The sequence below is a fragment of the Bifidobacterium biavatii DSM 23969 genome, from assembly GCF_000741165.1.
Taxonomy (GTDB): Bacteria; Actinomycetota; Actinomycetes; order Actinomycetales; family Bifidobacteriaceae; genus Bifidobacterium; species Bifidobacterium biavatii.
The window spans coordinates 1-13,904 of the sequence record NZ_JGYN01000045.1; the positions used below are offsets into that span (position 1 = coordinate 1).

The 13,904-nt window shown below is 62.2% G+C and carries 16 protein-coding genes; 1 reads left to right on the forward strand and 15 read right to left on the reverse strand.

The annotated features are described in order from the left end of the window. The 9 genes from BBIA_RS12615 to BBIA_RS13595 form a co-directional block, all read right to left on the reverse strand. Positions 1-250, reverse strand: a 250-nt coding sequence (locus BBIA_RS12615; RefSeq protein WP_035138504.1) for a hypothetical protein, incomplete at its 3' end; no start/stop codon positions are given. A gap of 22 nt (positions 251-272) precedes the next feature. Continuing rightward, a complete protein-coding gene (locus BBIA_RS12620) occupies positions 273-644 on the reverse strand; it encodes a hypothetical protein (RefSeq protein ID WP_033496701.1) in 372 nt (123 codons plus the stop codon). Further along, positions 641-1,207 (reverse strand): hypothetical protein, encoded by a 567-nt coding sequence (locus BBIA_RS12625; RefSeq protein WP_033496702.1) that lies wholly within the window; start codon positions 1,205-1,207, stop codon positions 641-643. The genes BBIA_RS12620 and BBIA_RS12625 overlap by 4 nt, the downstream gene beginning before the upstream one ends. 14 nt (positions 1,208-1,221) lie before the next feature. Further along, positions 1,222-2,475 (reverse strand): BppU family phage baseplate upper protein, encoded by a 1,254-nt coding sequence (locus tag BBIA_RS13585; protein ID WP_051924075.1) that lies wholly within the window; start codon positions 2,473-2,475, stop codon positions 1,222-1,224. Continuing rightward, the gene (locus BBIA_RS14360) at positions 2,459-2,626 is read right to left on the reverse strand and encodes a hypothetical protein (protein WP_156103699.1); all 168 of its coding nucleotides are present in this window, start codon (positions 2,624-2,626) and stop codon (positions 2,459-2,461) included. Before BBIA_RS14360 ends, BBIA_RS13585 begins: the two co-directional genes overlap by 17 nt. Before the next feature lie 2 nt (positions 2,627-2,628). Beyond that, positions 2,629-2,910 (reverse strand): hypothetical protein, encoded by a 282-nt coding sequence (locus BBIA_RS12635; RefSeq protein ID WP_033496823.1) that lies wholly within the window; start codon positions 2,908-2,910, stop codon positions 2,629-2,631. 38 nt (positions 2,911-2,948) lie between these two features. Next, positions 2,949-6,089, reverse strand: coding sequence for a phage tail spike protein (locus BBIA_RS13590; RefSeq protein ID WP_051924076.1), 3,141 nt, complete (start codon positions 6,087-6,089; stop codon positions 2,949-2,951). A 13-nt stretch (positions 6,090-6,102) separates the two neighbouring features. After that, entirely contained in the window at positions 6,103-6,876 is a 774-nt protein-coding gene (locus BBIA_RS12645; RefSeq protein WP_051924077.1) for a phage distal tail protein, read from the reverse strand. 15 nt (positions 6,877-6,891) lie between these two features. Next, positions 6,892-10,656, reverse strand: a complete 3,765-nt coding sequence (locus BBIA_RS13595; protein WP_051924078.1) for a hypothetical protein — start codon at positions 10,654-10,656, stop codon at positions 6,892-6,894. Between the two features lie 34 nt (positions 10,657-10,690). On the opposite strand from BBIA_RS13595, the gene BBIA_RS13600 reads away from it, so the two are divergent. After that, positions 10,691-10,993: a hypothetical protein gene (locus BBIA_RS13600; RefSeq protein ID WP_051924079.1), complete on the forward strand. Its 303-nt coding sequence runs from the start codon at positions 10,691-10,693 to the stop codon at positions 10,991-10,993. 50 nt (positions 10,994-11,043) lie between these two features. Here the strand turns inward: BBIA_RS13600 and BBIA_RS12660 are convergent, their stop codons facing one another. The 6 genes from BBIA_RS12660 to BBIA_RS12685 all read right to left on the reverse strand — a co-directional run bounded on the left by BBIA_RS12660 (position 11,044) and on the right by BBIA_RS12685 (position 13,740). Next, complete coding sequence (locus BBIA_RS12660; RefSeq protein ID WP_033496573.1) at positions 11,044-11,412, reverse strand: hypothetical protein; 369 nt, start codon at positions 11,410-11,412, stop codon at positions 11,044-11,046. 78 nt (positions 11,413-11,490) lie between these two features. Next, the gene (locus BBIA_RS12665; protein ID WP_051924080.1) at positions 11,491-12,087 is read right to left on the reverse strand and encodes a hypothetical protein; all 597 of its coding nucleotides are present in this window, start codon (positions 12,085-12,087) and stop codon (positions 11,491-11,493) included. 27 nt (positions 12,088-12,114) lie between these two features. Continuing rightward, positions 12,115-12,531, reverse strand: coding sequence for a hypothetical protein (locus BBIA_RS13605; RefSeq protein ID WP_051924081.1), 417 nt, complete (start codon positions 12,529-12,531; stop codon positions 12,115-12,117). Continuing rightward, a complete protein-coding gene (locus BBIA_RS12675) occupies positions 12,528-12,815 on the reverse strand; it encodes a hypothetical protein (protein ID WP_051924082.1) in 288 nt (95 codons plus the stop codon). The genes BBIA_RS13605 and BBIA_RS12675 overlap by 4 nt, the downstream gene beginning before the upstream one ends. Further along, the gene (locus BBIA_RS12680) at positions 12,815-13,225 is read right to left on the reverse strand and encodes a hypothetical protein (RefSeq protein ID WP_051924083.1); all 411 of its coding nucleotides are present in this window, start codon (positions 13,223-13,225) and stop codon (positions 12,815-12,817) included. Before BBIA_RS12680 ends, BBIA_RS12675 begins: the two co-directional genes overlap by 1 nt. Further along, a complete protein-coding gene (locus BBIA_RS12685; protein WP_033496576.1) occupies positions 13,222-13,740 on the reverse strand; it encodes an enolase-like domain-containing protein in 519 nt (172 codons plus the stop codon). Before BBIA_RS12685 ends, BBIA_RS12680 begins: the two co-directional genes overlap by 4 nt. Positions 13,741-13,904 lie beyond the last annotated feature (164 nt).

The window sequence follows — 13,904 nt, forward strand, 5'->3', positions numbered from 1 at the left end:
GACGGCGATCAACGGCCGAACCCTGATATGGGGTGTGGGAGCATACCACGGTAGCGCGCAGGATCAGCGGCACTCCGGCGGACCGACTGTTAAGTGACACGTTGTGCTGGTAGTACACCGTGTTCGCGCCCTTGGCGATGCCGGTCAGGGTAAGTGTGCCGTCACCGCCGTACGTGATCTTGACGCCATTGGACGAGGGTTCCGAGCCGACGAACAACGGATTGGGGTACAGGTTCTCCATGTGGATCATGCCGCCACCCCCAATCCGAAGGTCAGGTGAGCGGCATCGTGTCCCCGCTGAATGTCTGGTCGGGGAGTGTGCTGACGATGGTGTCCCACGCGGTCTTCGTGCACACGCACACGTTTGTCAGGTTCCAGGTTCCCTCGACGGCGTTCAGCGTGATAGGGCGCAGGGCGGTCGGGGTGACGGTTAAGGTCACGGTTTTCGACTGGTCCGTGATCACTCCGCTCGCCTTGTCCATGCAGTTGTAACGCAATGTGCCCGATTCGGTCGTACGGTCGAGGCTGAGCCGCACGACCAGCGGCGTGTTCAGAGGCAGGCTCGCATCCACGGGAACCGCGTACTGTCCGATGAACTTGGCGCTGCCGTCCGGTTTCGTCGCGTAGTTCGTGATGTACGTCATGCCGCCACCACCCACTGAGAGCGAGCATGGCGGCGAGCAGGACGAGATGGTTTTCTACATTCCCCCCCCACCCCCCCGTTGTAGAACAGGCTATTGGTCAGATCGTTGAACGTGACGAGGCTTAGTTCTTGGATTTTCATGTATTCCTCCTTCTTGCATAGGACCATTCCCCGTACTGTCAGCATGCCGTCGGCAACTTCGGGGATGATCAGACGGACGCGTAGTATCCCATCATCGGGCACGGCGACCTCGTCCGTCTGGTAATAGCCCTTCTGACTCTTGTACCCGTAGCCTAGGGTTTTCCATGCGCTGTCGGTGGTCATCATCGGGTTATAGTTGGCGGCTACACCGGTGCCGGCCACGGTCAGGTCGGCCACGCAGATCAACTTGTCGCCGGCGCGCAGGCTGTTGGTCGTAAACGTGACCAGCGCGCGGGAACCTGCGTTGACTGGTTTCGCGGTGAAACCGCCGCCAGTAGCCCACTCGATCGTCGAATTGTCTAGGGACGGTTTCACGCCCGACGCCAAGAGCGCCGAATTCGACAGCAGGTTTTCGATTAGCATGGGGATCACTCCTTTCAGTCCATGATGTAGAGGACGCTCGGGCTGTTGTTTTCCGCACCGGTGGTGAACGTGTACATGTCCGTGAGCACGCTCGATCCGGTGGCGGTGAGCTGGGTGAAATACACGGGCTTCGACTCGGTCATTTCGTTGGTGGCCCGGTAGTGGATGTGCATGTAATACAAATGCCCGCTGGTGAGGGCGGGCATCGCGGTCTTCGAGTCGACTCTCGTGAGGACGAGTTTGTCGGCGATTTGGAGCATCATCTGCGGGCCGATCGCGGTCGCGTCCAACGCGGGCATCGAAACACCGATCGGTACCGACAATGCGGGGCCGACGGTCACGGTCGGGAACACTCCTGGCATCTGCGGAGCCAGCAGCCTATCCAATGCGGAGGAGCTGATCGACGTGGTAGTGAATGGTTCGAACGTGACCCAACAGTCCACGTCCCAGCCGCGTCGGTCGAACCATGCGCGTCCCTTGTCGCCGACGGGCACGCTGAATACCTGCCTGCGCGCCGTGTTGACCACGTACGGTGTCCACTTCGTGCCGTCGTAGCGTTGGATGTCGATGATCTGTGTGTTCGCGTCGTTGGTTTTCATCCAGATTTGTCCGCGGACGGGCTTGTCCGGGGTCGTGTCCTGGATGACCATGCCGCCGTTCGCGTCGGCGTTCGCACCATCGTGGCCTTTGGGCAGGCCGAGGTTCAGGGTTTTCGGCCAGCCGCTCGTGAGCGTGGCCGTGGCTTTGGCGGCGGGGTCGAGGGTGGTGACGGTGCCGATCGTGATCTGCACGCTGGCGGCGAGTTTGTTGGCTCGGTCGATGCTCGCGTTCAGGTCGTCGATCGCCTCGCGAATATCGTCGAGCTTATCCGATGCGTCCGGGGACGACGGGTCGTAGACCGCGCGTTCCACGAGCGCGTCGAACGTGCGCGTCATCACGGCGGTATTGCCTTTGGCGATGCGCACGCCCATTGCCACACGGCCGACTTTCGACAGTGCGCGGCGCGGCACTGGGACTTCGAACGTGGCCGTGTCGGCACCGCTGACCGCGGTCATTGGTTCCTCGAAACCCAGATCCTGACCGGGATTGAGATTGTACTGGAGTGACGCGGTGAGCCCGGTCGCGGGTATGGGCACGCCCTGGTCGGTGACCGCGACGCGCAGCTTCCGGCCTTGTTCGTCGCCAGCGTTCAACCGGATCGCCGGCAGCCAATCGTTCGCGCTGTCGAGTGTCAGGTCGATCGTACGGTAATCATCGAGACTCGCCATCCGCCGCCTCCGCATCAGCCTCCGACTCAGACGGTGACGCCTGAGCGGCCTGCAACTGCTCGACCTGCGCTTCCAGCATCGCGATACGCAACGACTGGTCCGCGATCATGCTCTTGAGTCGGTCGATGACCTTCAACGGTTCGATGCCCATGCTCATGCTCCGATCGGATCGCTGGTGGACGTGCGAATCTCGGTAATAGTAGCGAGATCCGCCGCAGGAATCGTGCGCACGGTGTTGGCCTTCAGATCGGTGAACGCGACCGAGTCGGGGGATTTGGTAGCGAACACGGCGCGCAGCATTTTGTCACTGTCCGCCCATGTTTCCGTTTCGTCCCGGTCCGTGTACTCCCAGCGCAGACCGAGACGCAACAGGTGTCCTTTGATCGTGTCGGCCTCGGGCCGCAGGTCGAGCACGGTATTGTCATTGTCTGCCATGATGGTGTTCCTTTCTCTGATGAGGGTTTGATTGGGGGTTAGTAGGCGATCCACTGCACGCTGACCTTCTGCACGTCGGACACCCACGCGTCCTTATCGTTGCGGACGAATCGCACCATGCAGTACGTCGAGTCAACGGATTGGACCACGGGATGGAAATGAATACCGGCGTCGGTGTTCGTGTAGGACATACTGACCACGACCGTCGGCGTGTACCCGCATCCGTGCGCAAAACGGATCTCCCCGTACCCGTTCGTATTACCCGAGTACACGCCGCTCTTAGGCATAGTGACGTCGAGCCCGGCGATAGAGGCGTGTAGCCCGTTGTTGTCGAGGTACATGTTGCCGCTGCCAGACTGGAACGTGATCTGATTCTGAGCGATGGTAATGTACGAGTCCGCGTCCAGGAACAAGCGGATCGCATCACTACTGACCTGCACGTGACTGTTGTTGTACACCAACGCGCTCTTACTCGGGCTCAGATCGACACGACTCGACGTGGAACCCGAATCGACAAGCAACTGTAGATAGCTCTTCGCGAGCTGCAGCGCAGCATCCGAGCTCTTGACCTGCAGGCCAAACGCCTGGCCACTACCGATCTCGTTTCGGATTGACGTGAACTGACCAAACTTCAGCCATGAGTTCCCGTCGTTACTGATGAACGTGGATCCCTCGGCCGCGCCCACGATTTTCGACGTGTTGATCGTCGCACTGGTGATGACGCCGTTTTCCATGTACATTTTGCCGGTGTCCAGGTTGAAATAGGAGTTTCCTCCCTTGAGGATGCCGGTGTCGATGTATTCGGCGTTGATGTACAGTTTGCCGCCGAGCAGGTAGAGGCCTTGGGACTGTCCGTTGTTGGTGAGCTTGTTGAAAATGTAGGTTTGGGTCAGCTCGCCCTCGAACGTGTCGACCGCGCTTTTTGACTCGTCCGTCGCGAACGCTTTCGCCGCTGCCAGCACGGTGGTGTCGCCACTGTCCGCGTACGCTTTCGACGAGGCGAGGGTTTTCGCATCAGCCGCATCCGAGTGGGCGTTCGCATTCGCCTCAGCCGCGTTCGCTTTGCTCGTCGCATCCTTAGCCGCACTATCCAGCGTGGCCTTGTCGCCGGCCTGAGCCTGCGCCTGAGCCCACTCTTGGGCTTCCTGCTTGAGCTGCTCGGCGTAGCTTTTCGTGGACAGGTCGCCCAGCGTCGTGTCCTCGCCGATCGAGGTTTGTGAAGACAGGCTAATCTCGCCGGTGTCCAGATCGATGTAGTTCAGGCCCTTCTTGTCCGTCAGCCGGCCGGTTTTCACGAGCGCCGCGTCCAAAACACCGGTCTTCATATAGGTGGCGTTCAAATACAGGAGGCCGCCCTGCAGGTAGATGCCCTGCGTGGCCCCGTTGTTCGTCAACCGGTCGAACACGCTTTTCTGGCCTAGTGACTCGTCGAGCGCGTCCACATACGCCTGAGCCGCCGCCTTCGCCGCGTCGCTATCCGACTTGGACTGCGCCTTCGCCGCGGTCAACGCGTCAGCCGCCTTGGTTTCGGCGTACGTTTTCGCCTCAGCGAGCTTGGCCGCGTCGGCGGCGTCAGCCTGGCGTTTCGCCTCGTTGATCGCCGCTTGTTTCGCAGTGTCCGTGTACGAGTTCGCGTCCGAAAGCGTCTGGTCCGCGTACTGCTGCACGGTCTTGCCGCCGACCAGCGCGCGGGCCGCGAGACTGACCTCGCCGGTGTCCAGATCGATGTAGTTCAATCCGGCGGCGTCCGCGAGGCGACCGGTGAAGAGCGTGTCAGCGAAGATGCCCTTGCCGTTGGCGAGTGATCTGAAGTTCCAGTCGCCGTTCGCTTTCCTGCTGTCGGCGATGCGCCAGTAGCCGCCGCCGATTTGGATGCACTGCGTCGGGTTCTGGTCGCGTGGCTTGTCGTACACGTAGATGCCCTGGCCGGGCACGAGGTACGTGTAGCCGCCGGTCGCGTTCATGATCTCGTTGACGCGGTTGATCAGATCGCCGATGTAGGGGCCGCTGCCGGCCGCGGCGCTGTTCCATGCGCCGCTGCTGTTGATGAGCTTGTCGAGATGCTGGCGTTGGGTGTCCTGCCTGCCGGTGAGGGTTTGGATGATGTTGCCGAGGGTGATGGTGGTTTCGGCGTTGCCGGCTCCGAGGTGTTCCTCGATTTCGAGGATGCGGCCTTCCAGTCGCAGCGGCGTGGGGAAAGTGGTGTCGATGATTTGCACGCCGTCGCCGATGTCGGTGCCTTCGGCGTCGTATCCGGCTTGGCCCAGGCTGATCACGTCGGCCTCGTAGCTGACGGACGGGTGGTTGTGTTCCTTGAGGTATGTCTTGGCTTCGGCGAGGAGCTGTTTGGGATCCTCGCAGTCGCCGTTGTCGTACTGGCCCTCGCTGTGCCGGCGTCCGCCTTGCCCATCCGGGAGTCCCCACGTGGCAAGCGCGGAGGTGTCGTCGATGTAGGGTTTGCCGTTGTTGATGTCAGCGAAGGTGATTTTGCGCGAGTAGCCGCCGGTGCTGTTGCCGTCGTCGTCGGTTGATTCGACGCCTTTGCCGTAGGCGTAGAGGCGGGTGATGGGTCGTTCGGTGTTGACGGTGCGGCGAATGCCGGTGAGGTCTTTGCCGTAGGTGAAGCGTTTGCCGGTGTCCGGGGTGCCGCGTCGTTCGAGGAGGCTGATGGTTCTGGTGCCGATGCCGTCGCCGGTTTGGTTGGCGGTGTAGCTGGTTTCGAGTTCGAGGCCGTAGGTGTCGCAGATGTTTTGCAGGGCTTCGAGCACGCTGATGTGGTAGAAGGCAAGGTCGGCTCGTTGGGTGGTGGTGCCGGCTTGGACTGTGCCTATGGTCCAGCGTGTGTTTTCGAGGGCTTTGGCGAGGCAGCCGCTGGCGGTGGTGTCGCGGTTGCGTTTGTCTTCGATGAGGATGGTGGCGAGTTCGTTGACGGCGTCGACGGCGGTGACGGTGGTGGCCGGGGTGCCGTTGGTGCGGTTGGCGTCGGTGGTATCGACTTCGTATTCGCGGATTCGGTTCATGGAGTCGGCGAATACGAGGCGGTCGCCTTTTTCGACGTCCTGGTCGGTGATGAATTCGATTTTGTCGGTGCCGTCGATGTTGCGGGTGCGCGTCACCGTGCCGATGGGGATGATTTCGCCCAGATAGGCGTCCCATCGGCTGTATTGGGAGAGGCGCATGGTGGTGTCCTTTCTAGATGAGGGTCAGTGGCTGGTAGGCGATGGTGCCGGTGCAGTTGGTGCAGGTGATGGTGGTGGTTTTCGGCAGGATCGGGAAGTAGTCGCTGTCGATGGTGACGGGGACGAGGTTGCCGGCTATCCGTGCGGTGGATTGGCTGGTGTCGATGATGATTTGGCCGGTGATGGCCGTCCCGCGGTTGATGGTGATGTGGTGGCCGTGCTTGTCGGCTATGGTGATGGATTTCGCCCCGTTGGCCGGGGTGAGCGTGTAGGTGGGCCATGCGGGGCGGTTGCCGTCGACGCGGACGAGGTTGTCGCCGGCTTTCAGGGGTTTCGACCGCTGCCGGTCGTACAGGTACGGGTCGGCGTCGATGGTCAGGTCGCATTCCGCGTAGGTCCATACTCCCCATGCCCACACGTCCTGCCAGGCTCCGACGGTGATGCGGCCACGGTATTCGCCCGGCAGGTTTCGCCATCGGATGGTGCCGAGGGTGCCGGCGAGCGCTCCGATTTTGGTTTTGGTTTGGAGTGCGTCGTTTTCGTCGCCGATGGTGCGTAGGTGGAGGGTGATGGTTCGGCGGTTGGGTATGGCGGATCCGATGGCGTCTTCGAGGCTTTGGTCGATGGGTGTGTGGCCGGGGATTTCGGTGATGGTGGTGGTGGGTTGGGTGGCGTCGATTTCGAGGGCGGCGTTGGTGAGCCATGTGCCGTAGTGGCTGATGGGTGTGTTGTTGAGGGTGAGGCTTTGGTTGTCTACTGGGAGGAGCGAGCGGTGGTATTGGCTCATGGTGTGTTGGCTCCTTTACTGTAGGCGTCCGAGTTCTTTGTTGAGTGCTGGGGCGAGGGTGTAGGCGAGGGTTTTGGGGTCGAGTTGGAGTTTGAGGATGGTTTGGGTGAGTGCGGTGATGATGGCGGTGGTGATGGCGGTTTCGGTGAGTTGGTTGGGTGTGGTTTGGGTGGTGGGGTTGTTGGGTGTTGTGGTGGTGGGTGTTGTTGGGGTGAGTGCGGTTTCGTATTGGTTTTGGACGGTTTGGGCTGCGGTTTGGGCTGCGGCGGTGGCTTTGCGGGTCATGTCGTCGATTTGGCTGATCATGGCGGGTGTGCCTTGTTTGATGCCGAGGCTTGCGCCGGCGGGTATTTGTTTGCCGACTTGGTCGCGGAAGACTCGGGACGGGCTGTGGATGCCGAGTGCGTTTTTGGCTTTGTCGACGAGGCCGGATAGGGCGTTGCGGATGTTGCTGTAGAGGCCGCCGATTGCGCCGCTGATGCCGTTCCAGAGGCCGCTGATGATGTCGCGTCCGGCTGAGACGAGCAGGTTGCCTGCGTTGCCGAACCAGCTGACGATTTTGCCGGGGAGTGCTCCGATGGTGCTGCTGATACGGCTGGCCATGTTGCTGGCGGCGGAGATCATGCCGGAGAATGCGCTGGACATGACGCCGGCTGCGGATCGGATGGCGTTGCCGATGGCGCCTGCGACGCCGGTGACGACGCCGGAGATCGCGTGGAACACGTTGGAGATCAGTGCCGAGAAGCCGGAGATGATGGCCCCGGCGGCGTTGATTGCGGTGCCGATCGCGTTAGCGGCTGTTTGGAATCCTCCGGATATGACGGCTACTACGGTGGCGATAATACCGCCGATGGCGGTGAGCATGACTTGGAGGAATCCGGTTACCGCCCCAACGAATCCGCTGACTATGGTGCTGACGGTTCCGAGTGCCGCTGTGACGGTGGAGACTGCCGAGGTGATGAACGCGAGGATGTTCGTGATGGTGGTGATGACCAGGCCTATTGCCGCGACGATGCCGCTAACGACGGATACGGCCACGGACAGGATGGTTTGGATGACCGGGAGCATCATTTGGATGCCGCTGATCACGATGCTGACCACGCTGGTGATGATGGTGACCAGTCCGCTGATGCCGGGCATGAGCGCGGTGATCAGGTTCATTGCCGCGGTCATGATCTGTTGGATGACCGGCATGAGCGCGGTGACGAGCTGGGCGATCAGCGGCATGAGCATGGTCATGAGCTGGGCGCCGAGCTGGGCGATCTGCGTGATGATCGGTATGAACTGTATGACCACCATCGATATCTGGTTGATCGCGTCGACGATCAACGGCATCATCTGCGCGGCGAGCTGTGCGATCAGGGCGATGATCTGGCCCATCACCGGCAGAATGCTTTGGATGGCGGATTGGATCACCGGCATAAGCGACGCGATCAATCCGCCGAGCATTGCCGCGAAATTGGCGAGCACGCTGACCAACGCTGGGATGACGGAGGAGGCTATGCCGCTGATCTGGTCGCCGAAATTGGCGAAGGCGAGCTTGGCGAGGCCCAGAGGACTGACCAGGCTCATGATCGTGCTGATCAGACCGACCAGCCCGGAAAGCGTTCCGCCGTTGGCGGAGAATGCCGTGGAAAACGCGCCGGCCACCTGTGAGGCCACGTCGATGATGCCGGAGAAGACATTGGATACGATCGTTGTGACGGACGAGAACGTTTGCCCGATCTGTGTGCCCACCCCGGAGAACACGCCGGGGAGTTTTCCGGCCACATTCTTGGCGGCGGTGATGATGCCGTCGAGTTTCGCAACGATCGGGGATCCTTCGAAGTCGAAGGTCTTGGCGAGAGATTCGACCAGCCCGTGGTTCTGGAGGCTTTCGACGAGCGTGGTGACTTTGCCGGTGATGGCGCTGGAAACGCTGCCGAGCGCCCCGGTGACCTTGGACAGCATCTGCTGCATACCGGCTGGCAAATAGGATGAGAGCTGGCCGATCGCCGCGGCCACGCCGGACAGCATGCCTGCGGCGATCTGTCCGACGCGCGGCATCACGTTCTTGGCGACGGTGATGACGGATTCGACGAGCTGCGCCGTCAATCCCTTCATGTCGGCGTCGCTTTTGCCCAGTTCGGTGAGCCAGTTCGCCCACGACGCCTTCATCATGCCCATCGCGCCTTCGATGGTGGTCGCGGCTTCGCGGCTGGTGGTGCCGGCGATGCCGAGATTCGCCTGCATGACGTGGATCGCGGCGACCACGTTGGCGAAGCTCGTGGACGAACCGTCGACGGTGACGCCGAGTTCCTTCTGCACGTCGGTCATCTGGGAGGCGTCCTTGATGAGCCGCTGCATTTCGGTCTGGGTGCCGCCGTAGCCGAGCTTCAGATTGTCGAGCATGGTGAAGTTGCCCTTGGCGAAGCCCTGGTACGCCATTTGCAGGGAGCCCAGATCGGTGCCCATCTTGTTGGCGTTGTCCGACATGTCGACCAGCGCCTTGTTGCCCATGTCGGCGGCCTTGGCGGTGTCGCCGCCCAATGAGCCGACTAGGGAGGCGGCGAACGACGTTACCTGGTTCATGTAGTCGTTCGCGCTCACGCCGGCGGTCTTGTACGCTTCGGCCGCGTACTGCTGCACGGTTTGGGACGAGTCCTTGAACAGCGTGTCGACACCGCCGACGGCCTGCTCGTAGGTGGCGTACGCGTCCAGTGCCTGCTTGCCTATGCCGATCACGGCGGCGCCCATGGCTGTGGCCCCCAAGGTCGCGGCGGTCGCCGCGGCGCTGAACAGGCCCTTGACGGTGCTGGCGGCGTTGGACGCCATGTCCTTGACCTTGCCGGCCGCCGCGTCTACGGCGGAACCCATCGCGTTGGCCGCGCCGGAGGCGATGGTGCCGAGACCACTGAACGCGGTATTGGCGACGCCCTTGATGCCGCCGAGATGGGAGCCTATGAGACTGGCGGCGTTCTTGAAGCCGTCGGGGAGTTTGCCGACCGCGTTGTTGACACGCTGGCCCACGCCGTAGGACACGTCGTCGGCGAACTGCTTGGCGACGCCCTTGACGTTGTTGAACGCGCCGCTGGCCTTGGAGCTGAAGCTGCTGGCGGCGGTCGTGATCTTGCCGACCGCGTTGGACGCGGTGGAGGAGGATCCGACGATGCTGCCCGCAAGCGAGCCGAATACGGTGCCCAGCGAAGCGGTCTTTGCCCTGCCTGCGTCAAGATCGTTGAAGCCGGTCTTGAAATTATTGAACGCGTTCTTGAGGCGATCCCCCAACGTGGCCGATTTGCTGGCGGCGTCGGCCTGCGCTACGGTCAGCGACTCTTGGGCCACCTTGAGGTTGCCGGTCGCGGCGGTGACGGCGATGTTGGCGAGCTTGAGGCGTTCCTGCGCCGCGGTCAGCTTCTCGGCCGCGGCTTTCGCCTGGGCGCTTTCGGCGCCGTGCTTCTGCACGGCCTGCGTGTACGCGTCCTCGGCCTTGATGGCCTGGGCGCTGGCGTTGGCCTGGGCGATGCGAGCCTTGCTGAGGGATTGGCTGGCGCTGGCCACGTCCTTCTGCAGCTGCTTGATGCCGACACTGTCGCCCAGGCCTTTGGTGGCGTCCTTGGCGCTGTTCTTGAATTCCTTGCCGAGCGTGGATCCGGCCTTCGCGCCGAATCCCTTGGTCGCATCAGCGAACGACTTCGAACCTTCGCTGCCGGCGGACTGCATCTCGCTGCGCACCGACTTCTTGAAGCCGGTCATGATCGGATAGATGCGGGCCGCCGCGGTCGCCACTATCTTTGCCATCCCCGTACCTCCTTTGACGTCATGGATCTATGGATTGGATGATGATTTCCTCGTCGAGTTCCGCGAGCGCCTGGTCGATTTCCTGTTGGGTGGCTTGTGCCCGGTTGATGCGGGTGTTCATGTTCCAGGGCATGATGCGGTCGGCGGTTTTGCTGTCGGGCAGGGTTGCGGCGAGTTGGAGGAGTTCGACGAGGGTGGATGGGTAGGCCCAGCCGGCGAGTTCGGCGCAGAGTGGTGTGTTGGTGTCTTTGGCGGCTTGGGTGATGAGGTCGTCGGTTTCTTGCCAGGTGATTTGGGTGCCGATTTGGTTGATGCCGATTCCGTATTTTTCGCGTAGGGTTGCGGTGATGGTTTGCCGGTGGTCGCGGATGAATCGGGCGAGGTCGGTTATTTTCCCATGGTTGCGCCGGTGATTTTTTGGATGGTTTCGAAGTAGTCGCTGGCGATGGCGGCCATGCTGGCGACTGGTTCGGTGGTGATGGTGTCGACGGTTTTCTTGTCGCCGAGGCGTTCGAGGAGGGTGATGACCTGTTGGACGGCGTCGTCTTCGTTGTTTTGGGTCATGGCGTTGATGTCGGCGAGGCTGAGGGTGAGTGGGAGGGTGACTCGTTTCTTGTCGGGGAATTCGGCGATGAACTGGTTGCCGCCGATGATGTGGCGGGGGCGGCTTTGCTTGGCGAGCTGGTTGATGGCGTCCTGTTCCTGCTGGTCGGTCCAGTTGTCGAAGTCGATGGTGGCGAGGTCGGTGGTGGTCATGTGGTTCCTTTCGTGGGTTGGGTGGGTATAGGAAGGCCCGCGGCGCTGGGTGGCGCTGCGGGCCTTGGTTGGATGGGGTTACTTGCCGGTGCTGGGGGTGGTCGGGGTGGTTGTGGTGGTCTTGGGCGGGATGAGCCACTGGCGGTAGAAGCCGCCCCATTCTTCGTTGCGGATCCAGTCGAAGGTGATGGCGTTGCCGGGGTTTTCGCCGCGGGTTTCCTGGTCGGGTTCGACGGTTTGGATGCGGGCGAGGCCGTTGCGGCGGCGCGTGTAGCCGTTCTTGTATTTGACGGCCTGGAAGAGGGGGAAGGTGGCGTCGTTGTCCCCGTCGACGATGATCATGCCGTTCTTGTCGGGGGTTTTGCCGGTGGTGAGCTGGATGATGAGTTCGTTGAATTCGGCGGCGGTGATCTGCAGGGTGCGGGTGCGGTCGCCTCCGAGCTTGTAGCCGTCCTGCCAGAAGTCGATGTCGTCGCCTTTGTCGCCGCCGTCCTGTGGGGCGCCGTCGGTTTTGATCAGGCCGACTTTGACGTATCCTTCGGGCAGTACGAGCGGGTCGGCGGCGCCTTTGTCGGGGTCGACGTAGGTGGGGGTGCCGGTGAGCTGGACGGCTACGAAACCGGTAATGGGGATGAGGACTTTGGACAGGTCGTTGCCTTCGGCGTCTGCTGTCATGCTGGTTTCCTTTCTTGGTTGGTTGGGTTATGCGGGTTCGCCCGCGCAGTGGTATTCGACGGTGAGGTAGGCGTGTGCCACGTCGGCGGGGTCGTCGATCGGATAGGGGCCGTTGCTGGTCTCGACGCTGGTGATGGGACTGTGTTCGGCTTGGCTGATGGCCGGATCGGTGAGGATCCCGGTGATGAGCCTGGCGAGGTCGTCGCATGCCTGGTCGTTTTGGCGGGTGCCGGCCCGAATGTTGACGGCGATGGACTGGTCGTATTGGACGAGGTCGTATTTGGTGGGCGTGAGCTCGTCGATGGTGATAAGCGGCCGGGCGAGCGGGTAGCGGAACGTTTTGGGTGTTTTCGTGGTGACGGTCGCGTCGACGTCGCGCTCGGCGAGCCGGGCGGTGAGATGGGCGACGGTCCAGCGTTTGAGGTCGGCTGGCATGAGGATCATGTGACCATCCTCATCGCGTTGGCGAGCGTGTGGTGTTTGGATTCGACTTCCATGGCGTGGTCGCAGTCGTTGGTGACCTGCCAGGCGTTGCGGTATTGGAATTCGACGTGTTCGACCGCGAGACTGTTGCGGTATTCGCCGGTGTCGACCGGTGCGATCGTCGCGGCGATGTCGAGCGCCTGCATGGCTTTTTCCCGGCACAGCTGGTCGACGCCCGGTTCCTTGAGGATCGTGTTGAAGAATCCCTGGTTGAAGTGGATGTCGATGCCGCCCACTTTGGCCATTAGCTGCCTCCTTGCACGGTTTCGAGGTCGGCGACGAGCGTGGGCCGCCACGCGGTGAACGGGTTGGTGTCGTCCGCCGGGATGCCGGTCACCCTGTAGATCGCGTCGCCGACCTGGATGCGGTCGTGTTCTCGGATGTCGATATTGGGGTTGGGCACGATCAGCTGTTTGATGGTGGTCGTGCCCATGTCCCTGGGATTGTCGCCGTCGACGGTTTCGCTGCTGGCCGTGCTGGCGATGTAGCCCTCGAAGGCGAGCGGGTCGGGATCCGACCAGTCCTCGTCGTAGGCGACGCCGTTTTCCAGGATGGGTTTGGCCCGCAGTCGGGTCATGGCGGTCAGGTGGGCCATGGTGAAGCCGTCGTCTTCGAGCGAGTCGTCGAAGAACGTGGTGGTTTCGTCGTCGTTCACTGCGGCCCCCAGTTGAGTCGGTACGGTTCGAGCATGTCCTTTTCGATGGAGAGGAGCTGCAGGCCGAGCGGCGCGCCGCCCGCGGTCAGGTAGCTGACGGACGCGCCGTTGACGGATTGGCTGGCCACTCCCGGCTGGGTGCGGGCTCGTTTGGCGAGGTTGCGGAGGAGTTCGAGGATTTCCGGCACGTCCTCGGGCGGGTAGCCGTGGTTGAGCTGCACGGCGACCGCTCGGGGACGGTCGGGCCAGTAACCGTTGCGCAGTCGGATGACGCCGGCCGCGCTCCAGTCGCACTGGTCGAGGATGTCCTGTCCGTCCACGCTGATCGAGTCGACCGAGTTGATGTGCTTGGTCGGCAGGGTGAGCGTGCGTCCGCCGTACGAGTCGACGGTGAGCAGTTCGTCCGTCGGAGGGCAGACGTGCCAGCCGCAGTAGCGTCTGATGACGGATTGGGCCGCGGTCTTCCACCATTGCGCGTCGATCGTCGGGTTGGCGACCATGTCCTCGTATGGCATGCGCTGCCTCCTTTCGACGGTCAGGCGGTGGCGGTGGTGACGGTGATGGCCGCGGTGGTGTTGTCGGTCTTGGTCAGGGTGCCTCCGGTGATCTTGCCGGACGCGTCGGCGGTCAGGGCGATGCTTTTGACGCCCACGCCCGCAGCGCCCGCCGCTCCCGCCGG